General features: G+C 69.2%; 22 protein-coding genes. 10 read left to right on the top strand and 12 right to left on the bottom strand.

Going from position 1 to position 21,445, the window contains the following annotated elements; all coding sequences use genetic code 11:
- Window positions 1-126 precede the first annotated feature (126 nt).
- The 3 genes from AB0L97_RS04645 to AB0L97_RS04635 all read left to right on the top strand — a co-directional run bounded on the left by AB0L97_RS04645 (window position 127) and on the right by AB0L97_RS04635 (window position 2,643).
- On the top strand, window positions 127-1,323 hold the full coding sequence (locus AB0L97_RS04645; RefSeq protein ID WP_356963597.1) for a Rieske 2Fe-2S domain-containing protein: 1,197 nt from the start codon (window positions 127-129) through the stop codon (window positions 1,321-1,323).
- Window positions 1,323-1,655: a hypothetical protein gene (locus AB0L97_RS04640; protein WP_355076806.1), complete on the top strand. Its 333-nt coding sequence runs from the start codon at window positions 1,323-1,325 to the stop codon at window positions 1,653-1,655. Before AB0L97_RS04645 ends, AB0L97_RS04640 begins: the two co-directional genes overlap by 1 nt.
- 169 nt (window positions 1,656-1,824) lie before the next feature.
- Entirely contained in the window at window positions 1,825-2,643 is an 819-nt protein-coding gene (locus AB0L97_RS04635; protein WP_364425187.1) for an MBL fold metallo-hydrolase, read from the top strand.
- 6 nt (window positions 2,644-2,649) lie between these two features.
- Here AB0L97_RS04635 and AB0L97_RS04630 read toward each other — a convergent pair whose 3' ends face one another.
- Window positions 2,650-3,060 carry a cupin domain-containing protein gene (locus AB0L97_RS04630; protein ID WP_364425185.1) on the bottom strand — a complete coding sequence of 137 codons (411 nt, stop codon included), beginning with the start codon at window positions 3,058-3,060 and terminating at the stop codon, window positions 2,650-2,652.
- Between the two features lie 7 nt (window positions 3,061-3,067).
- Window positions 3,068-4,141: a saccharopine dehydrogenase NADP-binding domain-containing protein gene (locus AB0L97_RS04625; protein WP_364425183.1), complete on the bottom strand. Its 1,074-nt coding sequence runs from the start codon at window positions 4,139-4,141 to the stop codon at window positions 3,068-3,070.
- A 96-nt stretch (window positions 4,142-4,237) separates the two neighbouring features.
- On the opposite strand from AB0L97_RS04625, the gene AB0L97_RS04620 reads away from it, so the two are divergent.
- Window positions 4,238-5,155 (top strand): AraC family transcriptional regulator, encoded by a 918-nt coding sequence (locus AB0L97_RS04620; RefSeq protein ID WP_364425181.1) that lies wholly within the window; start codon window positions 4,238-4,240, stop codon window positions 5,153-5,155.
- A gap of 134 nt (window positions 5,156-5,289) precedes the next feature.
- Here AB0L97_RS04620 and AB0L97_RS04615 read toward each other — a convergent pair whose 3' ends face one another.
- From AB0L97_RS04615 to AB0L97_RS04600, 4 genes are all read right to left on the bottom strand, one after another.
- A complete protein-coding gene (locus AB0L97_RS04615) occupies window positions 5,290-6,042 on the bottom strand; it encodes a DUF427 domain-containing protein (protein ID WP_355076813.1) in 753 nt (250 codons plus the stop codon).
- A gap of 93 nt (window positions 6,043-6,135) precedes the next feature.
- Window positions 6,136-7,377 (bottom strand): MFS transporter, encoded by a 1,242-nt coding sequence (locus AB0L97_RS04610; RefSeq protein WP_364425178.1) that lies wholly within the window; start codon window positions 7,375-7,377, stop codon window positions 6,136-6,138.
- The gene (locus tag AB0L97_RS04605; protein WP_355076815.1) at window positions 7,374-7,847 is read right to left on the bottom strand and encodes a MarR family transcriptional regulator; all 474 of its coding nucleotides are present in this window, start codon (window positions 7,845-7,847) and stop codon (window positions 7,374-7,376) included. The genes AB0L97_RS04610 and AB0L97_RS04605 overlap by 4 nt, the downstream gene beginning before the upstream one ends.
- 113 nt (window positions 7,848-7,960) lie before the next feature.
- Window positions 7,961-8,449, bottom strand: a complete 489-nt coding sequence (locus AB0L97_RS04600) for a cupin domain-containing protein (RefSeq protein ID WP_355076817.1) — start codon at window positions 8,447-8,449, stop codon at window positions 7,961-7,963.
- A 77-nt stretch (window positions 8,450-8,526) separates the two neighbouring features.
- On the opposite strand from AB0L97_RS04600, the gene AB0L97_RS04595 reads away from it, so the two are divergent.
- The gene (locus AB0L97_RS04595; RefSeq protein WP_364425175.1) at window positions 8,527-9,120 is read left to right on the top strand and encodes a TetR family transcriptional regulator; all 594 of its coding nucleotides are present in this window, start codon (window positions 8,527-8,529) and stop codon (window positions 9,118-9,120) included.
- Between the two features lie 9 nt (window positions 9,121-9,129).
- On the opposite strand, the gene AB0L97_RS04590 is transcribed toward AB0L97_RS04595, so the two are convergent.
- The 6 genes from AB0L97_RS04590 to AB0L97_RS04565 form a co-directional block, all read right to left on the bottom strand.
- Complete coding sequence (locus tag AB0L97_RS04590; RefSeq protein ID WP_355076821.1) at window positions 9,130-10,527, bottom strand: FAD-binding oxidoreductase; 1,398 nt, start codon at window positions 10,525-10,527, stop codon at window positions 9,130-9,132.
- Window positions 10,528-10,742: 215 nt separating this feature from the next.
- Window positions 10,743-11,795, bottom strand: a complete 1,053-nt coding sequence (locus tag AB0L97_RS04585; RefSeq protein ID WP_364425173.1) for an acyl-CoA dehydrogenase family protein — start codon at window positions 11,793-11,795, stop codon at window positions 10,743-10,745.
- Window positions 11,792-12,808: an acyl-CoA dehydrogenase family protein gene (locus AB0L97_RS04580; protein ID WP_364425171.1), complete on the bottom strand. Its 1,017-nt coding sequence runs from the start codon at window positions 12,806-12,808 to the stop codon at window positions 11,792-11,794. Before AB0L97_RS04580 ends, AB0L97_RS04585 begins: the two co-directional genes overlap by 4 nt.
- The gene (locus AB0L97_RS04575) at window positions 12,805-13,947 is read right to left on the bottom strand and encodes an acyl-CoA dehydrogenase family protein (RefSeq protein ID WP_364425169.1); all 1,143 of its coding nucleotides are present in this window, start codon (window positions 13,945-13,947) and stop codon (window positions 12,805-12,807) included. Before AB0L97_RS04575 ends, AB0L97_RS04580 begins: the two co-directional genes overlap by 4 nt.
- Window positions 13,947-14,852, bottom strand: a complete 906-nt coding sequence (locus tag AB0L97_RS04570) for an enoyl-CoA hydratase (RefSeq protein ID WP_355076828.1) — start codon at window positions 14,850-14,852, stop codon at window positions 13,947-13,949. The genes AB0L97_RS04575 and AB0L97_RS04570 overlap by 1 nt, the downstream gene beginning before the upstream one ends.
- Window positions 14,852-16,399, bottom strand: coding sequence for a FadD3 family acyl-CoA ligase (locus AB0L97_RS04565; protein WP_364425166.1), 1,548 nt, complete (start codon window positions 16,397-16,399; stop codon window positions 14,852-14,854). The genes AB0L97_RS04570 and AB0L97_RS04565 overlap by 1 nt, the downstream gene beginning before the upstream one ends.
- A 75-nt stretch (window positions 16,400-16,474) precedes the next feature.
- Between AB0L97_RS04565 and AB0L97_RS04560 the strand changes: the two genes are divergently transcribed.
- The 5 genes from AB0L97_RS04560 to AB0L97_RS04540 all read left to right on the top strand — a co-directional run bounded on the left by AB0L97_RS04560 (window position 16,475) and on the right by AB0L97_RS04540 (window position 21,317).
- Window positions 16,475-17,692: an acyl-CoA dehydrogenase family protein gene (locus AB0L97_RS04560; protein ID WP_364425164.1), complete on the top strand. Its 1,218-nt coding sequence runs from the start codon at window positions 16,475-16,477 to the stop codon at window positions 17,690-17,692.
- Entirely contained in the window at window positions 17,689-18,486 is a 798-nt protein-coding gene (locus tag AB0L97_RS04555; protein WP_355076832.1) for an SDR family oxidoreductase, read from the top strand. The genes AB0L97_RS04560 and AB0L97_RS04555 overlap by 4 nt, the downstream gene beginning before the upstream one ends.
- A 199-nt stretch (window positions 18,487-18,685) precedes the next feature.
- On the top strand, window positions 18,686-19,459 hold the full coding sequence (locus tag AB0L97_RS04550) for a hypothetical protein (protein ID WP_355076833.1): 774 nt from the start codon (window positions 18,686-18,688) through the stop codon (window positions 19,457-19,459).
- Window positions 19,460-19,504: 45 nt separating this feature from the next.
- Complete coding sequence (locus AB0L97_RS04545; protein ID WP_355076835.1) at window positions 19,505-20,113, top strand: TetR/AcrR family transcriptional regulator; 609 nt, start codon at window positions 19,505-19,507, stop codon at window positions 20,111-20,113.
- Between the two features lie 49 nt (window positions 20,114-20,162).
- Complete coding sequence (locus AB0L97_RS04540) at window positions 20,163-21,317, top strand: acetyl-CoA C-acetyltransferase (RefSeq protein ID WP_355077048.1); 1,155 nt, start codon at window positions 20,163-20,165, stop codon at window positions 21,315-21,317.
- The last annotated feature ends 128 nt before the right edge of the window (window positions 21,318-21,445 follow it).

Raw genomic sequence — 21,445 nt, 5'->3', positions numbered from 1 at the left:
ATTTATGTCGAGAACCGGTGTTCACCCTCGCGCGGACATGCGCTCATGCAGGAAGTGAGGTGAATCGCTGGCGTCGAGGACGCCAGTTTTGTAACGTGTTCTAGTACAGATGGAGGAGGAAACGCGATGGCAGTTACCCCACAGGGCGGCGCGAAGGTCCGGGAGCTGGATGTCGGCACCGCACCGACCCGCTATGCGCGGGGATGGCATTGCCTGGGTCTGGCCAAGACGTTCCGCGACGGCAAGCCGCACGCGGTGAACGTTTTCGGCACCAAGCTCGTCGTCTGGGCCGACAGCAGTGGTGAACTGCGGGTGCTCGACGCCTACTGCAGGCACATGGGCGGCGACCTGAGCATGGGTGAGGTCAAGGGCGACGACATCGCCTGTCCGTTCCACGACTGGCGCTGGTCGGGGACCAACGGCAAGTGCACCGCGATTCCGTACGCGCGGCGGGTGCCGCCGCTGGCGCGCACCAGGAAGTGGACCACGCTGGAGCGCAACGGCCAGCTGTTCGTCTGGCACGACCACGAGGGCAGCCAGCCGCCGCCCGAGGTCACGATCCCGCACATCAAGGGCCCCTACACCGACGCCGACGGCAACCCCAGCGAGCAACTCGACAGCGGGTGGACCGACTGGACCTGGAATTCGATGCTGATCGAGGGCGCCAACTGCCGCGAGATCATCGACAACGTGGTCGACATGGCCCACTTCTTCTACATCCATTTCGCCTTCCCGACGTACTTCAAGAACGTCTTCGAGGGTCACATCGCCACCCAGTTCCTGGAGACCAAGGGCAGGCCGGACATCGGCATGGCCTCCAAATACGGCGGTGACACGCTGCTGAAGTCCGAGGCCTCGTACTTCGGGCCCTCGTACATGATCAACCCGCTGATCAACATCTACAGCGGTTACGAGGTCAAAAGCGTCCTGATCAACTGCCACTACCCGGTCACGCAGGACTCCTTCGTCCTGCAATGGGGCATCACGCTGGAGAAGCCCAAGGGCGTCGAGGGCGAGATGGCGACCAAGCTGGCCGAGAAGATGACCGAGGGCATCAGCGTCGGCTTCCTGCAGGACGTCGAGATCTGGAAGCACAAGTCCAAGGTCGAGAACCCGCTGCTGTGCGAGGAGGACGGGCCGGTCTACCAGCTGCGTCGCTGGTACGACCAGTTCTACGTCGACCTGGCCGACGTCACCGAGAAGATGACCCAGCGCTTCGAGTTCGAGGTCGACACCACCAAGGCGAACGAGGCGTGGGAAGCCGAGGTCGCCGAGAACCTGCGGCGCAAGCGCGAGTCCGAGGAAGCCGAGGCGAGCGTCTGATGGCGGCCACCTGGGCGAAGGCACCCGATTTCGCCGATCAGCCCGCTCGGCGAGCCGAAGTGCGCGCCCAGACGGTGGTCGACAAGCAGCGGTATCTGGAGGACGGCCTGACACCCCTGCGGTGCCGGGCCTGCCAAAGTCATGTGCTGGTGCGCAAGAGCAGCAACCACCAGACGTCGGTGCAGTGGACCGGCAACCCGGCCGAGCACTGCCCGGTTTTCGCCGCACTGAGCGCGACCGGTCACGGGCCGGGTCGCCCGGACTCGTGTCCGGATCTCGAGCGCACCATCGCCTGGGCCGTGGACGAGGGCGTGCTCGAAATTCCTGAGTGATCAGGCTGTTCGGGATCGGCGGGCGGCGATCGATTCGCCCGCCGATTACCGTGGCGGTGACCGCGCTGTCGCGGCCGAGTCGTGCTCCGACTACGTTGACGGGAACAAAAGAGACCTTCGTGCCGAAACGGATCAGTCCGATTCGGCGCCGCAGGAGGGAGTTTCCGCGATGCTGGTGCGGCATCTGGACTGCGCGACCATGTGCCCGGTCGGCGGACGAGCGCTGCTCGGCAGCGGTGGCCTGCTGACCGGCGGGTTGGTCGGCCATTGCCTGCTCGTCGAGTCCGATGACGGGCTGGTGCTGGTGGACACGGGCTTCGGCATGGGCGACGTGCTCGACCGGGGCAGGCTCGGTTTCGGTACCTCGCGGTTGCTGCGTCCCCGGTTGCGCCCCGAACTCACCGCGCTGCACCAGATCCGGGGGTTGGGCTATCGGCGCGAGGACGTCCGGCACATCGTGCTCACCCATCTCGATCTCGATCACGCGGGCGGGCTGTCCGACTTCCCCGACGCCACTGTGCACGTCTTCGCCGACGAACTCGACGCGGCGACCCAGCGCCCCACCCTCGGGGAGAAGATGCGGTATCAGCCGCGCCAGTGGGAACACGGCCCCCGCTGGCTGGCCCACGAGACCGGCGCGGACACCTGGTTCGGCTTCACCGCCGTCCCGGTGCTCGAGGACATCATGCTGATCCCGCTGGTCGGCCACACGCGCGGGCACAGCGGCGTCGCGGTCCGGCAGAGCGACGGATGGTTGCTGCACTGCGGCGACGCCTATTTCCACCACCGGCAGCTGGCGGCGGGGAAGGCGCGTCCCCCGGTCGGCCTCGGCGTGTTCGAGGTGTTCGCGAGCACGCTCGGACGAGAGCGGGTGGAGAACCTGGAACGGCTGCGCACGCTGCACGCCGACCACGGCGAGCGGGTGCGAATGTTCTGCGCGCACGATCCGCACGAGCTCGAACGATTCGCCGCCGTGCCGGTGCGCTGAGCCGGGTCAGTCCAGCCGGAAATCCGCGAAGTCGAATCCCGGCGCGACGAGGCAGCTGACCAGCACGTATTCCGCAGTCGCCGGCCGCGCCGACTGGCTGACCCCGCCCGGCACCACCGCTTGGAGCGCCTGACCGTGCTCCAGGTCGGGGCCGAGGATCACCTCCTCGCCGCCGATCTCCAGCGCCAGCGGTCCGCCACGGTGCCAGAGCCACAGCTCGTCGGAGCGCACCGTGTGCGGGGCGGACCGCTCGCCCGGCAGCAGCAGGAAATGGATCGCGGTGGCGGCGGCGCGCGGGCCCGGATAACCCTCCGGTGTGAATTCCACCGGGCTGCGCCAGGTTTGGCGGTACCAGCCGCCTTCGGGATGCGGCGCGAGATCGAGGGCGACAGCGAGCGGCGGTCGATTGTCGGTCATCGTTCGACTATGCCCGATCCTTCGCCGACGCTCGGCTTCCCTCGATACGCCAGGTGATACCGAAAGGCGCCAGCGCGTCCAGGAAATCGGCGGGGTCGAACGCCTCCGCCGGCGCGAGGGCGCCGGGCGCCGCGGCTCCGCCGGCCAAGCGGACCGCCGACTCCACCGCCATCAACGCCGAATCGCGGTAGGAGTCGACGCCGCTGAGCACGCCGCGGACCTGCCGCCCGTCCGCGCCGAACGCGTCGACGACGAGGTCGTAGCGCAGGTCCGCGCCGGGCGCGTCGGGCAGCGTGTCGATCAGTTCGGCGGTGAACCCGCTGAGTGTGTCGAGGATCGAGGTGGCGAGGACGCCCTCGACGTAGGAGACGTCCGAGTGCCGCGGGATGGTCAGGACCGGGGGCTGCGGGAATTTGGCGACGGTGGTCGGCTCGGTGTCACCGGGGAAGGTCATCTTCTCGCGGCGCGCCGTCGCGCCGGTGCGCAGTTCGCCGTCGGCGTAGTGCCAGCCGCCGCCGCGGAACCAATCCAAACTGGCGAGCACCGTCTTCGCGCTGCCTTTGGAACCATTGCCGCCGCTCTTGCTCAGATGGCTCAACACCACCTCGGCCGGCCCGGGCGCCCGGCGCGTGATGAGGTGTGCCAGCAGGTCGCCGGGGAGGTTGCTGTCGGTGACGCCGGAGACCACGGTGACGCCGGCCGCCGCCGCGCGCGGTCCGAACTCGTCGAGCACGCGCTTCAGGAAAAGCTGCTCGCCGGACATGTCCGTGTAGTGCGCACCCGCGTCGATCGCGGCGGCCAGCACAGCCGAGCCGTGCTCGACATAGGCGGGCAAGCTGCTGATCACCACATCCGCTCCGGTGAACGCGGTGACCAGAGCCGTGTGGTCGGACAGGCCGGCTACCCGGATGTCGGCTGCGGGCAGGTCCGCGGCATCGGCAGCGGCTCGGACGCGATCGGCATCGCGGCCCACCAGGATCGGGGCGAGGCCGCGGCGGCGCAGTTCGGCGAGCAGGTAGCCGCCGGTGTGTCCGGTCGCGCCGTAGACGGCGATGGTGGCGGTGGTTTCGGTCGATGTCATGAACAGAAAGCTATTGGCTTCTCGTGAGTCGGACAATGCGTAGAGCGCTCGATAATTTGTCCGAAACACTCAACTGCAGAGTGCTACGGTGAATGGGTGGATATTCTCAGCGAGACCATCGCGGCCATCCGCACCGGCAGTCCCACCTCCGGCCTGTTCATCCGGCACGCTCCGTGGGGTCGGCGGTACCCGGTAGTGCCGGGCGCGGGTTTCCACGTGGTCTTGCAGGGCTCTTGCTGGGTGGTGCCGCCGGACGGCGAACCCATTGCACTCGGCGTGGGGGACGTGCTGTTCATGCCGCGCGGGGCCGACCACGACTTGGTGGACAGTCTGGACACCCCGGTCACGGAGACCGCGCAGCCCGGTGAGCCACGGGAGATCGTAGGGCCGGGCGTGCGGACCGCCTTGCTGTGCGGCGCTTATGAACTCGGCCGCAGCCGCACCCATCCGATCCTCGACGAGTTGCCCGAGTTCATCCATCTGCCCGCGCGTCCGGGGCGACATCCCGCGCTGCGCGGCGCGGTCGACCTGCTGGCCGCGGAGATCGCCGAGCCCCGTCCGGGCAGCGACGCGGCCGTGCCCGCGATCCTCGAGACGTTGCTGCTGTTCATCCTGCGCGCCTGGTTCGACGAGCAGTCCGACCTGTGTTCCTCGGGCTGGGCGGGCGCCTTCGCCGATTCCGCGGTCGCGGCGGCGCTGCGGGCGGTGCACGAGGAACCGGCCCGCGCCTGGACCGTCGCCGACCTCGGTGACATCGCGGGCGTCTCTCGCGCCACCCTCGCGCGTCGCTTCCTCGCGACGGTCGGCGAACCGCCCCTGGCTTACGTGACCCGCTGGCGCATGCTGACCGCCGCTCGTCTGCTCCGGGACACCGACAGCAGTCTCGGCGCGGTGGCCCGCCGGGTCGGATACGCCTCGGAGTTCGCCTTCGCGAAGGCCTTCAAACGCGAATACGGCGTGGCGCCGGGCCAATACCGCCGTGCGGCCGACAGTCCGCCATTGGTCGCGGTCTGACCGGGCCGCCGCATATCGCTCGACCGGACCGGCAAGTGCGCGCGGCGCGAGGACTGATCCCTGCCAGCGCCGTATGACGTGATGACCGAGGGGAACGACGCCGAAGGGGCGAGACTCGCGGGCTGTCGCCGAACTCAGCTGAACGGCGAGCGCGGCCTTTCCTGGAGTTCCCCGTCGACGTAGATGTCGACCTTCTCGTTGTAGAAGCAGACCAGCCCGGCGACCTTCTGGCTCTCCGGAAGCGGCGTGCGGTAGCCCCACACATAGTCGGGATACTCGTTGCCGCCGACGCGGACGGTCCAGTAGTCGGCGGTGCCCTTGTACGGGCAGCTGGTGTGGGTGGCCGACGGAAACAGCAGATCCATGCGGACGTCCGTCATCGGCAGGTAGTACCGCGCGGGCAGACCCGTTTCGAAGAGGATGCGCGGCCCGTGCGAGTCGGCCACGGTGACCCCGTCGATCTCCACCCGCACATGCCGGGAGCTGGCCAGGATGTCGACGCGCGAGTACGGGTTGCGCGGGTGGACGTAGATCGGTTCGTCCTCCTCGAACCACTCGTCCATCGCGCCCCACTCCAAGCGAACCAGCTCGCGCAATTCGGTCAGCGGCGAGTCGTGGTAGCGCAGCGCCGCCCCGCCCGCTGTGGTGCCGTCGACCATGAGGTCGTAGACCGTCGCGTCGCCGCGGCTGGTGGAGTGCTGGGTCTGCCCGTTCGGTTCGAGCTTGGCGCGCAGGTCGGTGACGGGCAGATAGTAGGTCGGATAGTGCGGGTTCTCCCAGACCAGCACCGGCCGCGCGCTGTCGGCCACCAAGTGCCCGCCCAGATAGACGCGCACACGCTTCTGGCTGGTCTCGACGCTGACGCGCCCCCGCTTCGCTTCGGTCATATCTCCTGACCGTACTCCTCGCGCCGGCCCGCGCCAGGGTGCGGAAACGGCGAAGGCAGCCACGCTGGCGGCTGCCTTCGGTGCGCGCGGGGATCAGTCGTCGCCGACCGTGATGGCCTGGGCTTCCTCGACGCTGTGCGGTGCGGGATCGTGGTCGTCGAGGTGGGCCAAGGCGGCGCGCCCGGCGAGCAGGACGACGACCGCGGCGGCGGTGCACGCCGCGCCCACCCAGAACGGCAGCGAGATGCTGTGCTCGCCGAGCTTGCCCGCGAGGTAGGGCGCCGCGGCGCCGCCCGCGAAGCGGACGAAGCTGTAGGCCGCCGAGGCGGTGGACCGCTCCACCGGCGCGGAGATCATCACGGCCTCGGTGATCAGCGTGTTGTTCACGCCGAGGAACAGGCCTGCCAGCACGGTGCCGACGATCAGCACCGGCTTGTGCTCGGCGAACACGGCCATCGTCGCCAGGTCGGCGGCGAACAGGCCCAGGGAGAGTCCCATCATCGGCAGCGAACCGAACCGGCGCTGCAACCGGGGAGCGAGGAAGACCGACGCGATCGCCAACAGTACACCCCAGCCGCAGAAGATGAAGCCGATCGCATAGGTGCCCATATCCAGCGGGAACGGGGTGTAGGCGAGCAGGGTGAAGAAGCCGAAGTTGTACAGCAGGGCGGTGATGCTCACGATCAGCAGCCCCCGGTAGCGCAAGGCGCGGAACGGCGCGGCGATCGAGGTGTGATGCGTCGGCTTGGGCCCTTCCGGCAGCAGGACGACGATGCTCACCAGCGCGATTGCCATCAGCACCGATACGCCGAAGAACGGTCCGCGCCAGCTGATTCCGCCGAGCACGCCGCCGACCAGCGGACCGGTCGCGATGCCGATGCCGAGCGCCGCCTCGTAGAGGATGATCGCGCGGGCAACGCCGCCGCTGGCCGCGCCGACGATGGTGGCCAGCGCCGTGGCGATGAACAGCGCGTTGCCCAGGCCCCAGCCCGCGCGGAAACCGACGATCTGCGCCACCGTATTCGACATACCGGCCAGCGCCGCGAACACGATGATGATCGTCAACCCCGCCAGCAGCGTCTTCTTCGCGCCGAAGCGACTGGACACCACGCCGGTGACCAGCATGGCCACGCCGGTCACCAGCATGTAGCTGGTGAACAGCAGCGACACCTGGGACGGGGACGCGTTCAGTTGCTCGCCGATCGGTTTGAGAATGGGATCGACGAGGCCGATGCCCATGAACGCGATCACGCTCGCGAACGCGACCGCCCAGACGGCTTTCGGTTGCTTGGTGTTGTCCGCGACCGGGGCGCGGGTGGGAGCCAAAGTGCTCATCGGTGTTCCCTCGAGATCGGATCGTGCTGTCGCGTAGCCGTTTTCAGGGCCTCCAGCAGGTCGTGCAGTTCGGTGTCCAGCCGGGCCAGTCGCTCGGTGTCGAAGCCGGGCAGGTGTTCGCCGATCGCGGTGGCGAATGCGCGGCGGAACTCGGCCAGCCGGGTTCGCCCGGCCGGGGTGAGTTCGACGATCACGGCCCGGAAGTCCTCCGGGTCCTTGCGCCGGGTCGCGTAGCCTTCCGCGACCAGCTTGCCGATCAGCGCCGTTGCCGCCGGCTGTGAACATCGGTCGATTCTGGCGAATTCGCTGACGCGCAGCGCGCCGTGTTCGTCGAGCACCGCCAGCGCCCGCAACATGGCCCGCGGCAGGTCGTCGCCGCTGATCACCCCGGCCAGCCGAGTGAGCCTGCCCGCGGTGACGAGAAGGTCGACGACGATGTCATCCGCTACGTTCACCTGAGCTTGCCGCACGAGAAATATTATTACATAGGCTAACTATCTATCTGCGGTGAAGTCGGCCACATGAGGTGGAACCCGACGGGACGGTGGGTTCCGCCGGGTTGCCCAAGGCGGCGGTGAGGGAGTCAATCGACCTGTCCGGCAACGGGACTCGCCGATTCTTCGTAGTGGATGTCATATGCCGCCGCGATGGGATTGATCTTCACCGGATCCAGCACGCCCTCGGTCAGCACCGATGCTCCGGCTTCGAAAAGGTCCTCCAGATAGCACTCCCAGCCGCCGGGCGAGGAGATCTGCAGCACTCGTGGCGGCGGCTGCGATCCGCAGCGCAGGGCATGCGGCACGCCGTGTGGCAGCAACACGAACATGCCTTCCGTCGCGGAAAGGGTTCGGTCGTCGAACTCGACGTCGAGCGTTCCTTCGAGCACGTAGACGCATTCGTCCGCGACGTGGTGTGTGTGCCGGGGAATATCGCGCGCGAGGGTCACTTCCAGCAGGGAGAACCTGCCCTCGGTGTCGGCGGTGGTGGCCTTCACCGCGAACGCGGGCGGCAGCGGCACTCGGCCGGGCCGTGCCTCGCCGGGGGTCAGAACGCGGAAACGATTGTGGGACATGAAGTGCTACCCTTCGAAGCGATGAAACGGAACCGGAATCCGATTCCGTTTGAAGCGTAAACACGGAGGGTTCGTCAGTGTCAAGGCCACCATCGGCCCGCAAGCAGCGCGCCGACGCCACGCTCAACCGCGCCCGCATCGTGTCCGTGGCGCGCACGCTGTTCGCCGAGCACGGCAGTGCCGTGCCACTGACCGAGATCGCGCGCGTCGCCGGAGTCGGCGTCGGAACCGTCTACCGTCATTTCCCCAGCCATGCCGACCTCATCGAGGCCGCGGCCGAGCAGCGCTTCGCCGAGATCGAGGAGTTCGCCCGCACCGAATGCCTGCGCGCCGAGCCCGGCGAGGGGCTCGCACGCTACCTGCTTCATGTCGGCGAGGTGCTGGCGGCCGACCGGGGCTTGTCGGCGGCGATCGAGACGGCGCGGCAGTCGGCGGGCAGCGAGCCGAGGGGCGAATCCCGCGGCAGGCTCGAGGACGTGATCGGCGAGCTCGTCGAGCGGGACCGAGCCGCGGGAACATTGCGCGACGACTGCACGGTGGCGGACGTCTACATGATCGTCGGCGCGTTGTCCGCCACCATCGGCAGCGGCAGCGGTGATTGGCGCAGGCTCGTGCGGATCGTTCTGCACGGCCTGCGCCCCGATGCGGCCCGTAGACGCTCGGACGAGTGAACTCGGAGGTCAGCCCGGGGCTATGTTGGCGTTGCGGTGGAAGACGTTGCCCGGGTCGTAGTCGGCTTTGATGTGCGCCAGCTTCGCGTATTTCGTGCGTCCGTACGATTCGCGAACCCGGGCATGGTCCGGGTCGGCCATGAAATTGACATACCCGCCCTGGTTGGAAGCCAATGGACGCAGCGCATCCCACGTCGTGCGCACCCATTCCCGGTCCAGCGCGAGCGTCTCGGTGTCGGGAGTGATCGCGGTGATGTTGCACTCGTAATGCGAACGGCGCGTGCCGCCGAATGCCGTGTCGTCCTCACCGACAGTGCTGAACGTGCCGCTGAGCGGGAAGATCGGCATGAACGACAGCGGCGCGGTTTTCCTGGCCGCGTTCGCGATCAGCACCGCGATGGCGTCGTTGGAGAAATCGTCGAGGTCGAGCGCCTTCTCGTAGCCGTACAGGCCCCACGGCGCTGCCGCGTCGAGCATCCGCTGCAATCCGGCATACGGCATCGGGGTGCGGAATTCGAACAGCGGCGGCAGGGCGTTCCGGATCGGCGCCACCGCGGCGGCATGCTCCTCGGCCGTGCCGAAACCGGCGACGATCAGGGCATGGCCCGCGTGACCGTGGTATCGCTCCGGAACGAAAGGCGCGGGCGGCGCCGACATCGCCAGCGCGATCAACGCTCCCGACCGGCGCGGCAGAGTGGGGATGAACTCACGGATCAGGCGGAGTGCGTCGGTGCCGTCCGGCATGTCCCAGAAGAGCAAGCCGAGGTGAATTTCCGGCCCGACGTGATGCAGGCGGTACTCGAATTCGGTGACCACTCCGAAATTTCCGCCGCCGCCGCGCAATGCCCAGAACAATTCCGCGTTCTCGGTCTCCGACGCCCGTACCACCTGGCCGTCGGCGAGCACCACCTGCGCCGAGACGAGGTTGTCGATGGCCAGCCCCGCCATGCGGGTCAGCCAGCCCATGCCGCCGCCGAGGGTGAGGCCGCCGACGCCGGTATCGCTGATCACTCCGCCGGTCACCGCCAACCCGTACTTCTGGGTCGCGGCGTCCATGTCCGCCATCGTCGCTCCGCCGCCGACCCGGGCCCGCTCGGCTTCCGGATTCACCACGACGCCCTTGAGGGCGCTCAGGTTGATCATCAGGCCGCCTTCGCCGACCGCGGTCCCACTGTAGGAGTGGCCGCCGCCGCGAACGGATATCTCCAGCCCCCGGTCCCGGCCGAAGGCCAACGCCGCGGCCACGTCACGCGGCGACAGGCACTGGGCGATCACGGCGGGGTGCCGGTCTATGTCCCCGTTCCAGATGGCGCGGGCCCGGTCGTACCCGGTATCCGCTGGGCCGTACACCGGCCCGTCCATGGTGGACCGTAATGCTTCGAGATCGGAATGCACTGTTTGCGTCATGGCATCCTCCCGGCTGGTGGGCCCCGACGACTTTTGGGAGGCGAGCCGGCATATCGACTCGCTACGGCACCGATTCCGACCTGCGGTGCCACTCGAAAACGCATCCCCCGGCATGCGCGTGTGGCGCTTGTCACATCTTAGTGCATCGGGACCACGCCGGACAGCCTATCGAGGAAGGGCGCGCCGCCGACCAGGTCGGCGCGCCCTGACCCGGCTCAGGCGGGCTGCGTCATCGGGCGGTGCGCGGCCCCGAACAGCTGCGCGTCCGCGTGGGCGCGCTTGAAGAACAGATGCGCGTCGTGTTCCCAGGTGATCGCGATGCCACCGTGCAACTGGACGGTCTCGGCCGCGATGGCGGTGAGCGCCTCCGAGCAGTGCACGCGGGCGACCCAGACATCCTCGGCGGCCGACGGGCTGTTCGCCGCCACCGCCGCGGTCGCCGCGACGGACGCGGACCGGGCCGATTCCAGCAGCACGTACATGTCCGCCATGCGGTGCTTGAGCGCCTGGAAACTGCCGATCACCCGGCCGAACTGCACGCGGGATTTGGCGTAGTCGACCGTCGTCTCCAGGCAGCGGTCGGCGGCGCCGACCTGCTCCGCGGCCACCGCCGCCCACGCGATCTCGCGCAGCCGGGCGACCGTCCCGGACTGGTCACCCGAGCCGAGCCGTCGCGCGTGCGCGTCGGCGAAACCGACTTCGGCCAGTTTGCGGGTGGGGTCCATGGTGGGCGCGGGCCTGCGGGTGACGCCCGGCGCGGTGGGTTCGATCTCGAACAGACCGGTCGGCGTGACGACGACGAAGGTGTCGGCCGACATACCGTCGAGCACGTAGTGCGCGGTCCCGGTGAGGGCGCCGTCCGTCTCGTGCACACCCGGCTCGTCCCAGCCGCGCTCGTCGGCCCAGCAGACCGCGATCGTGCGCGTGCCCTCCGCCACCTCGGGCAGTAGCCGTGCGCACGCTTCGTCGTCGCCCGAAAGCAGCACCGCCTGTCCACCGAGAACGGCCGAGCCGAGCATCGGAACCCCGGCGAGCGTGCGGCCCAATTCGCCTACCACCAGCAGGGATTCGACCAGGCTCGCACCGAAGCCGCCGTATTCCTCGGGAATCGCCAGCGCCGCGACGCCGATCTGCTCGCACAGCAGCCGCCACAGCGCCGGGTCGTAGCCGAGTTCGGTGTCCATCGCGGCGCGCACCGCCGCGGACCCGGCGTGCTTGGTCAGCAGCGCACGCACCGAGGCGAGGAATTCCTGGTGTTCGGCGGTCATGCGATGCCTCGCTCGGCGCGTTCCTGGTCGGTGTCCTCCCGCAGCGCCCGTGCGATCCGGGCGCGATGCAGGTCCGGTGTGCCCCAGGCCGAACGCAGCGCGGTCACCTTGGTCAGCCACAGCGACAGGTCGTACTCGGCGGTGTAACCGATCGCGCCGTGCACCTGGAGCGCGGTGCGGGCCGCGCGGTAGGCGGCGTCGCCGCAGGTGATCACGGCGGCCGAGACGTCGCGGCTCCGGGTTGGTCCGGTCATGGTCAGCGCGGCCCGGTAGAGCAGCGGCTCGGCCAGGTCCAGCGCGATGAGCACGTCGGCCAGCTTCTGCTTCACGGCCTGGAACTCGCCGATCGGCTTACCGAATTGCTTGCGCTGTTTGGCATATTCGGTGGACGCGTGCAGCAGGGCCTTTCCCGCGCCGAGCAGCTGGGCCGCGCAGGCCAGCGCGCCGGTGTCGAAACCGGCGGCCACGGCCGCGGCGACCTGCTCACCCTCGGCGACGGGCTCGGCCGCGGCGACCGCGAACAGGCGGCGGGCGGGATCGACCGATCGCACCAGGCCGCCGCGGTGCCCGATGGACAGCTGCTCGCCGGCCAGCAGGACCACCTCGGCGGTGTCGGCGTCCAGCGCGACACCGCTCGCGAAGGCGACGGTGCCCAGCGCCGTGCCCTCCGCGAAGCCGGGCAGCCAGCGCGCGGCCGGATTCCGGTCCGGAAGCGCTTGCAGCAGAGCCGGAATCGCGGCGGCGGTCTCCAGCACCGGTCCCGGCACGGCCGCCCGGCCGATCTCCTGGAACGCCACGACCAGATCGATCGGTTCGGCGCCGATGCCGCCGTGCTCCTCCGCCACGGCCAGACCCAGCACACCGGCCTCGGCCAGTTGCCGGATCAACGCGCGACCGGGCCCGCTGTCGCCGGACGCCCACGCGCGCACGGCGGAGGGCGCGCGGCCCGCCTCCAGCAGTTTGCGCAGGCTGGCGGCGAAATCGAGTTGTTCGGGGCTGAGCGCGAATCTCATCGGCTGCTTCCTCTCGGTAGTCCGAGCAGCCGCTCGGCGATGATGTTGCGCTGGATCTCGTTGGTGCCCGCGTAGATCGGTCCCGACAGCGCGAACAGGTATCCGTCCGTCCACGGCCCGGAACGTTCCGCCGCCGGACCGAGCACCTCGAGCGCGGTCTCGTGCATGGCGATGTCCAGCTCGGACCAGAACACCTTCGTGATCGAGGATTCCGCGCCGAGCCTGCCGCCTTCGTTGAGCCGGGTTACCGTGCCGAACGTGTGCAGCCGGTAGGCCTCGCTGCCGATCCAGGCGTCCACCACCGCGTCGCGCTGCGCGGTGTTGCTTTCGTCGCCGGACTCGCGCCACAGATCGATCAGCCGTCGCGCGGTGGCGCTGAACCGCCCGGGGCTGCGCAGCGAGAGGCCGCGTTCGTTGCTGGAGGTGCTCATCGCCACGCGCCAGCCCTCGCCGGGCGCGCCGATGACGTCGCGGTCGGGCACGAACACGTCGTCGAGGAAGATCTCCGCGAAGCCGGGTTCGCCGTCCAGCTGCGGGATCGGGCGCACCGAGACCCCGTCGGCGGTCAGCGGGAACATCACGTAGGTGAGGCCCTTGTGCCGCTCGGCCTCGGGATCGCTGCGGAACAGCCCGAACGCCCAGTCCGCGAAGGCGGCGCGCGAACTCCACGTCTTCTGGCCGCTCAGCAGCCAGCCGCCGTTGGTGCGCCGGGCGGTCGAGCGGATACCGGCCAGGTCGCTGCCCGCTTCGGGCTCCGACCACGCCTGCGCCCAGATGTCGTCGCCGCGCGCCATCCGCGGCATGATCCGTTCCAGCTGTTCCGTGGTGCCGTGTTCGAAAAGCGTTGGCGCCAGCAGGAATATGCCGTTCTGACTGACCCGCCCCGGCGCGCCCGCCGCGTAGTACTCCTGCTCGAACAGCACCCACTCCAGCAGCGAGGCGTCGCGCCCGCCGAACTCCTCCGGCCAGGCCACCACCGACAGCCGTGCGTCGGCGAGGGTGCGCTCCCACGCGCGGTGCGCCTCGAATCCCGCCTTGGTGTCCATGGAGGGCAGCGGTTTCGCGGGTTTGTTCGCGGCCAGGAATTCGCGGACCTCCCGCTGGAATTCCTGGGTCGTCTGATCGAGATCCAGATCCACTAGGTCGTTCCGTTCTGTTCTGCGGTGCTCGCGGAGGCCTTCATCGTCTTGGCGTTCATGCCGCCCAGCGAGTCGGCGCCGACCTCGGCGTTGTGCGCGTGCGCGAAGTGGTGCAGGCCGAAGACCGAATCCATGCCCGAGCGCATGCCCATCAGGTCCTCGGCCTGATTGACCGCTTTCTTGGTCAGCGCGAGACCGAATTGCGGCATGGTGGCGATCTTCTCGGCCAGCGCGAGGGTTTCGGCCTCCAGTTCGGCGCGCGGCACCACCCGGTTGACCATGCCCCACTCCTTGGCCTGCGCGGCCCCGAACCGGTCGCCGGTGAACAGGAACTCCTTGGCCGCGCGCGGACCCATCACCCACGGATGCGCGAAGTACTCGACGCCCGGAATGCCCATGCGGACGACGGGATCGGAGAAGAACGCGTCGTCGGAGGCGATGATCAGATCGCACACCCAAGCCAGCATGAGCCCGCCCGCGATGCAGGCGCCCTGCACCATGGCGATGGTCGGCTTGGGGATCTCCCGCCAGCGCCTGCACATGCCGAGGTAGACCTCGAGCTCGCGGGCGAAGCGCTGGTCGCCGCCGGCCCGGTCCACATGGTCCCACCACAGCGCGGCCTTGTTCTGGTACCGCACGTGGTGGTCGCGGCCGGGCGTGCCGATGTCGTGCCCGGCGCTGAAGTGTTTGCCGTTGCCCGCGAGCACGATCACTCCGACCTCGGGGTCCTCCACAGCGCGCTCGAACGCGGCGTCGAGGGCGTAGGTCATCACCGAGTTCTGCGCGTTGCGGTAGTCCGGCCGGTTCAGCGTGACGATCGCGACGCGTCCGCGCCGCTCGTAGGTGACGACCTCACCTTCGTCCGGGATCGCCGGACCCTCGTCCGGGGTTGCCGGTTCCGACATTACGACTTCTCCTCACGTAGTTGACGCTTGAGCACTTTCCCGGCGGCGCTGTAGGGCAGCTGGTCGCGGAACTCGACGAACCGCGGCACCTTGAAATTGGCCAGCACGGTGGTGGCGTGGGCGAGCACCTGGTCCTCGGTCAGGCCCGAGCCGGGCTTGCGCACCACGTACGCCTTGCCCACTTCGCCCATCCTGGTGTCGGGCACGCCGATGACCGCCGACTCCGCCACGCCGTCCAGCCGGGCCAGCGCCTGTTCCACTTCGGCGGGGTAGACGTTGAAGCCGCCGGAGATGTACATGTCCTTGAGCCGGTCGGTGATCGTCAGGTATCCGCGGTCGTCGACCGTGCCGATGTCGCCGGTGTGCAGCCAGCCGTCCTCGTCGATCGTCTCCGCGGTGCTTTCCGGGTCGTCCAGGTATCCGAGCATCACGTTCGGCCCGCGCAGCAGGACCTCGCCCGCCTCGCCGAGGCGCAACTCGAAATCCGCGATCGGCCTGCCGCAGGTGTTCGCGATGGTCTCGGCGTCGTCGTCGACGCGGCACATGGTGCCGAAACCCGCGCTCTCGGACAGGCCGTAGGCGGTGATGACGACGTCGAAGGCCAGTTCCGAGCGCATCCGCTCGATCAGCACCACCGGCACCGTCGCCGCTCCGGTGACGGCCACGCGCAGGGAGCTCAAGTCGAATTCGGCGCGGCGCGGGAAATCCAGGATCGTCTGGTAGATCGTCGGCGGGCCGGGCAGCACGGTGATCCGCTCCGCGCCGATCCGCCGCATCGTCTCCGGTACGTCGAAGGTGACCTGCGGGATGATCGTGGCTCCCGTGACCAGGCAGGCGAGGATGCCCGCCTTGTATCCGAAGTTGTGGAAGAACGGGTTCACCACCAGATACCGGTCGTCGCCCCGTAAGGTGGCGCACTCCGCCCAGGCCCGCACCACCGACAGCGCCTGCCGGTGCGCGACCAGCGTGCCCTTGCTGCGGCCGGTGGTGCCGGAGGTGAACAAGATGTCGGAGATGTCGTCGGGGCGGACCGAGTCGGCGCGTTCCTCGGCTTCGGCCACGGTGACCGGCGCGGCGACGGTCGCGAGTTCCGACCAGTCCAGCGCGGCGATGTCGGTGTTCTCCGTGCCGGGTTCGACCGGGATCACCACCACCGTGTCGATGGCCAGGTCGGACGTGCGCAGTTCGGCCAAGCGGTCGCGGCCGAGGAAGGGCCCCGCGATGAACAGGGCCTTCGCGTCCACCCGTCCGAGCACGTCGGCGGCCTCCTCGGCCACGTAGCGGGTGTTCAGCGGCACCAGCGCCGCGCCCGCGTAGTGCGCGGCGAGCGCGGCGATCACCCAGTGGTGGGTATTGGGCGCCCACATGGCCACCCGGTCGCCCGTCCGCACCCCGCGTGCGATGAGCGCCCGTGCCACTTCCTGGACCGCCTCGAGCAACTGGGCCCAGTTCAGCCGCACCTCGCCGTCGGCGATCGCCGGGGCGTCGCCGAAGGTCCGAGCGGCGTGGTGCAGTGCCATCGGTGTCGTCTGTGCAGGGGTTGTCACGGTTGTCCTTACCGTCCGCGAGCGAGTTATGCGTGCACTCTACAAAGCAAGTGCTTGGTAGGTTATCCTACCGGCGTGGGTGCGATCCAGACCTCAGAATCCGACACCGCCGCTCCGGACGGGCGGTTTTCCGCCGTGCAGGACGAGCGATTCGCCGCCGAAGTGCGCGAGTGGCTGGAGGAGAACCTCAACGGCGAATTCCGCGCGCTGCGCGGCCTCGGCGGTCCCGGCCGCGAACACGAGGCGTTCGACGAACGCCTGGCCTGGGACCGGCACCTGGCCGCGGCCGGGTGGACCTGCCTGGGCTGGCCGAAGGAGTACGGCGGCCGCGAGGCCACGGTGCGCCAGCAGGTCATCTTCCACGAGGAGTACGCCAAGGCGAACGCCCCCGCGCGGGTGTCGCACGTCGGCGAGGAACTGCTCGGCCCGACCTTGCTCGCGTTCGGCACCCAGGCGCAGAAGGACCGCTTCCTGCCCGGCATCCGCAACGTCAGCGAACTGTGGTGCCAGGGTTATTCGGAGCCCGGCGCCGGCTCCGACCTGGCCGCCATCACCACCTCGGCGCACCTGGACGGCGACGAGTGGTCGATCAACGGGCAGAAGATCTGGACGTCGCTGGCTCACGTGGCCGACTGGTGCTTCGTCGTCGCCCGCACCGAGCGCGGGTCCGCGAGGCACAAGGGTCTGTCCTACCTGCTGGTCCCGATGCGGCAGCCGGGGATCGACGTGCGTCCGATCATCCAGCTGACCGGGACCTCGGAATTCAACGAGGTCTTCTTCGACAACGCCCGCACCGCGGCCGACCTGGTGGTCGGCGAGCCGGGCGACGGCTGGCGGATCGCCATGGGCACGCTCACCTTCGAGCGCGGCATCTCCACCTTGGGCCAGCAGATCCGGTTCGCCCGCGAACTGGCCGACATCGAGGCTCTGGCCCGCCGCACCGGCGCGGCCGACGACCCGCTGATCGCCGACCGAATCGACCGCGCCTGGGTCGGGTTGCGCGTGCTGCGCGCGCACGCCATGCGCACGATGGAGGGCGCGGGCGTGGACGACGGCGCGGGCCAGGCCTCGGTGGCGAAACTGCTGTGGGCCAACTGGCATCGCGGGCTGGGGGAGCTGGCGATGGCCGTGCTCGGCGCCCGCGGCCTGGTGGCGGGCGAGAACGATCTCAACGAATGGCAGCGGCTGTATCTGTTCACCCGCGCCGACACCATCTACGGAGGTTCGAACGAAGTGCAGCGCAACATCATCGCCGAGCGGGTGCTCGGCCTGCCGCGCGAGGCCCGCCCGTGACCGGGCCGCTGTCGGTCGCCCCCGCGCCCGTTCCTGGGCACGGCCTGCTGACCGGACGTTCGGCCGTGATCACCGCGGCGGCGGGCACCGGCATCGGCTCGGCCACCGCGCGCAGGTTGCTGGCCGAGGGCGCGGACGTGGTGGTCTCCGACTGGCACGAGCGGCGTCTGGCCGAGACCGCGACCGAGCTGGCCGCCGAGTTCCCGGACCGGCGGGTCGCCTCGATCCCGTGCGACGTGCAGAGCACCGAACAGGTGAACGCGCTGATCCGCGGCGCCGCCGAGGCCGTCGGCCGCATCGACATCATGGTCAACAACGCCGGGCTGGGCGGGGAGACGCCCGTGGTCGACATGACCGACGAGCAGTGGGACCGCGTCCTCGACATCACCCTCAACGGCACCTTCCGCTGCACCAGGGCCGCCCTCGGTTACTTCCGCGACGCGGGCCACGGCGGCGTGATCGTGAACAACGCCAGCGTGCTCGGCTGGCGCGCGCAGTACGGCCAGGCGCACTACGCGGCGGCCAAGGCGGGCGTCATGGCGTTGACCAGGTGCAGCGCAATCGAGGCTGCCGAACTCGGCGTCCGGATCAACGCGGTGGCCCCGAGCATCGCCAGGCACGCCTTCCTGGACAAGGTCAGCTCGACCGAGCTGCTCGACCGGCTGTCGGAGCGCGAGGCGTTCGGCCGCGCGGCCGAGCCCTGGGAGGTCGCCGCCACGATCGCGATGCTGGCCAGTGACTACACCACCTACCTGACCGGCGAGGTGGTTTCGATCAGCAGCCAACGCGCCTGAGCCACGGGCTTTTCGGGCTCGTCCGCTCTGCATGGGGCGGACGAGCACACCCCGGCGACCATCGAGCAGCCGTTTGTCCGCCACGCCCGGAGAGATCTTCCACGCCGTATTGCGATCGCCTTCTCGCATCACGGCTGCCGCGTGAAATGGGCAGCTGATCAGGTGGAAAAGGACGAGCCGGAGCGCGGCGCGGTGTGCCATGCTGGATGAGATCGGATCAGCGCTCTTCAAGGGGGCGATGGCTATGGGTCGCGATCGCCCACCTGCCCGCGAACAACTGGAACTCGATGTGGTGCGCGAAGTCGTGCTGGCCAGGCGACGGCTCGACAGCCTCGTCCTCTCGGCCCTCACCCTCGGCGCCGAGCTCATCGAGCACACCTCCGAAAGCGCGGTCGCCACGGCCGCCGCGCGGATTCTCGAGCAGCACGCCGTCGACGAGGGGGAGGTCGCCCGCGATCCGCGCGGCGCGCTGCGGGCCGATCTGGCGCGCGATCGCGAGCGTGCCCGGCGCATCGGCCTCAGCGCCGACAGCACGGAGAGCGAGCAGGAGCAGCGCAGGCAGCGCCAGACGGACTTGCTGTGCGAGGTGCGCGCCGACTTGCTCGCGGTGGTCGCGAAATGCCGGAAATTCCGTTTCGACCAGGTGACCTTCTCGGACGAGATCGCGCAGGGCCTGTGCGCTGCCACCGACAAACTGGTGATCGGGGCCGACATGGACACCTACCACGCCTGGCAGCGCGGCATGGTGCTCAAGCTGAGCGAGGAGCCGGTGCGCGGCGGCCCGCCACGGGTGATGGCCACGGTGGACGCCGGTCCCGATCGCGGTCAGCTCACCGTGGAGTGGGACAGCTGCGAACGTCGTCTCGCGCTCGTCGCCCGGATGGCGCGCGCGGGCGTCTCGCCGGTGATCATCTGCGATCGCCTGCTCGCCGATCTCTCGGTGTCCTCGCCGCTGCGCTATTCGGCCCGTTGAACGGGGCCGCTGTACCAAGCAAATGCTTGGTTGTATGATGGCCGTGTGCCCGCACCAGACGCCTCTAAATCAGCACGGCGCAGCGAGTTGCTCGCCTTGGCGGCCGAATTGTTCGCCGAGCGGGGATTGCGCGCGACCACAGTGCGCGACATCGCCGACGCGGCCGGGATCCTATCGGGGAGCCTCTACCACCACTTCGATTCCAAGGAGTCGATGGTGGACGAGATCCTGCGCGGGTTCTTGGACGAACTGTTCGGCCGCTACCGCGAGATCGTCGCCTCCGGTCTGAGTTCGCGAGACACCTTGGAAGCCTTGGTGCTCGCGTCCTACGAGTCGTTCGACCGCTGGCACGCCGCGGTGGCGATCTACCAGGCCGAGGCGAAGCGGCTGCGCGACTCGGAGCGGTTCACCTACATCGCCGCGTACAACCGCGAATTCCGCGAGCTGTGGCACCGGGTGCTGACCAACGGCGTCCAGGACGGCAGCTTCCGGCCGGAGCTGGATGTCGAACTGGCCTACCGGTTCCTGCGTGACACGGTGTGGGTCGCGGTGCGGTGGTACCGCCCCGGCGGCTCGGTCACCGTCGAGAACCTCGCGAAGCAGTACCTGACCATCGTGCTCGACGGGCTCACCGCCGGCGAGCGCACCACGTAGGAGTCCTTACATGTCAGCACCTTCCGCGTCCCGTCGTCCGTATGCCCCGCTGCGGGACGCCTACGTGATCGATGCGGTACGCACCCCGGTCGGCAAGCGCGGCGGCGCACTGGCGGGCGTGCACCCGGCCGATCTGGGCGCGGCCGCGCTGCGCGGCCTGCTGGACCGCAACCCGATCGACCCGGGGAATGTGGACGACGTCATCGTCGGCTGCGTCGACAACGTCGGCCCCCAGGCGGGCAACATCGGCCGCACCATGTGGCTGGCCGCGGGCTATCCCGAAGAGGTGCCCGGCGTCACGGTGGACCGGCAGTGCGGATCCAGCCAGCAGGCCATCAATTTCGGCGCCCAAGCCATCATGAGCGGCACGGCCGAGGTGATCGTCGCGGGCGGCGTGCAGAACATGAGCGCGATCCCGATCTCCGCGGCCATGTTCGCGGGCAAGGAGTACGGCTTCGACTCGCCGTTCGTCGGATCGCAGGGCTGGGATCACCGCTACGGCACCGCCGAGGTGACCCAGTTCCGGGCGGCCCAGCTGATCGCCGAGAAGTGGGACATCAGCCGGGCGGAAATGGAACGATGGGCGCTGCGCAGCCACGAGCGGGCCCGCGACGCGATCAAGAACGGCCGCTTCGACAACGAGATCGTGCCGGTCGGCGATTTCTGGATCGACCAGGGCCCGCGCGAGACCAGTCTGGAGAAGATGGCTTCGCTGCCCGCGCTGGCCGAGGGCAGCCCGCTGACCGCCGCGGTGGCCAGCCAGATCTCCGACGGCGCCAGCGCCACCCTGCTCGCTTCGGACTGGGCGGTGCGGGAGTACGGCTTGACGCCGCGAGCGCGCATCCACCACGTGAGCGCGCGCGGCGCGGACCCGATCTACATGCTCACCGCGCCGATCCCGGCGACCAAGTGGGCGCTGGAGAAGTCCGGTCTCACCATCGATGACATCGACGTGATCGAGATCAACGAGGCGTTCGCGCCCGTGGTGCTGTCCTGGCTGAAGGAGACCGGCGCGAATCCCGAGAAGGTCAACGTCAACGGCGGCGCCATCGCCCTCGGTCACCCGCTCGGCGCGACCGGCGCGAAGCTTTTCGCGACGCTGCTCAACGAGCTCGAACGGATCGAGGGCCGCTACGGCCTGCTCACCATCTGCGAGGGCGGCGGCACCGCCAACGCCACCATCATCGAGCGCCTGCCGCGCTGATCCGCACCGACGAGCGGCACGCCGAGAAGTTCGACGTGCCGCTCGCGTGTCGTGGATGGCGACGGGTCGTGGTCAGTCGGATTGCACCTCGTGATCCGACTGCCCCTGAGACGGCCCATCATTGATGG

Origin of the sequence: Nocardia sp. NPDC051911 (assembly GCF_040681035.1) — a bacterium.
Taxonomy (GTDB): Bacteria; Actinomycetota; Actinomycetes; order Mycobacteriales; family Mycobacteriaceae; genus Nocardia; species Nocardia sichangensis.
This window is presented reverse-complemented; position numbering and strand designations above follow the sequence as displayed.

What these genes read in the sequence shown, in the direction of transcription:
- AB0L97_RS04550 (WP_355076833.1), top strand. Translation starts at nt 18,686, where the DNA reads ATGCTGGATGAGATCGGATCAGCGCTCTTCAAGGGGGCGATGGCTATG.
- AB0L97_RS04610 (WP_364425178.1), bottom strand. Translation starts at nt 7,377, where the DNA reads ATGAGCACTTTGGCTCCCACCCGCGCCCCGGTCGCGGACAACACCAAG.
- AB0L97_RS04645 (WP_356963597.1), top strand. Translation starts at nt 127, where the DNA reads ATGGCAGTTACCCCACAGGGCGGCGCGAAGGTCCGGGAGCTGGATGTC.
- AB0L97_RS04630 (WP_364425185.1), bottom strand. Translation starts at nt 3,060, where the DNA reads ATGACCGACAATCGACCGCCGCTCGCTGTCGCCCTCGATCTCGCGCCG.
- AB0L97_RS04580 (WP_364425171.1), bottom strand. Translation starts at nt 12,808, where the DNA reads ATGAGATTCGCGCTCAGCCCCGAACAACTCGATTTCGCCGCCAGCCTG.
- AB0L97_RS04570 (WP_355076828.1), bottom strand. Translation starts at nt 14,852, where the DNA reads ATGTCGGAACCGGCAACCCCGGACGAGGGTCCGGCGATCCCGGACGAA.
- AB0L97_RS04635 (WP_364425187.1), top strand. Translation starts at nt 1,825, where the DNA reads ATGCTGGTGCGGCATCTGGACTGCGCGACCATGTGCCCGGTCGGCGGA.
- AB0L97_RS04625 (WP_364425183.1), bottom strand. Translation starts at nt 4,141, where the DNA reads ATGACATCGACCGAAACCACCGCCACCATCGCCGTCTACGGCGCGACC.
- AB0L97_RS04600 (WP_355076817.1), bottom strand. Translation starts at nt 8,449, where the DNA reads ATGTCCCACAATCGTTTCCGCGTTCTGACCCCCGGCGAGGCACGGCCC.
- AB0L97_RS04590 (WP_355076821.1), bottom strand. Translation starts at nt 10,527, where the DNA reads ATGACGCAAACAGTGCATTCCGATCTCGAAGCATTACGGTCCACCATG.
- AB0L97_RS04615 (WP_355076813.1), bottom strand. Translation starts at nt 6,042, where the DNA reads ATGACCGAAGCGAAGCGGGGGCGCGTCAGCGTCGAGACCAGCCAGAAG.
- AB0L97_RS04585 (WP_364425173.1), bottom strand. Translation starts at nt 11,795, where the DNA reads ATGACCGCCGAACACCAGGAATTCCTCGCCTCGGTGCGTGCGCTGCTG.
- AB0L97_RS04640 (WP_355076806.1), top strand. Translation starts at nt 1,323, where the DNA reads ATGGCGGCCACCTGGGCGAAGGCACCCGATTTCGCCGATCAGCCCGCT.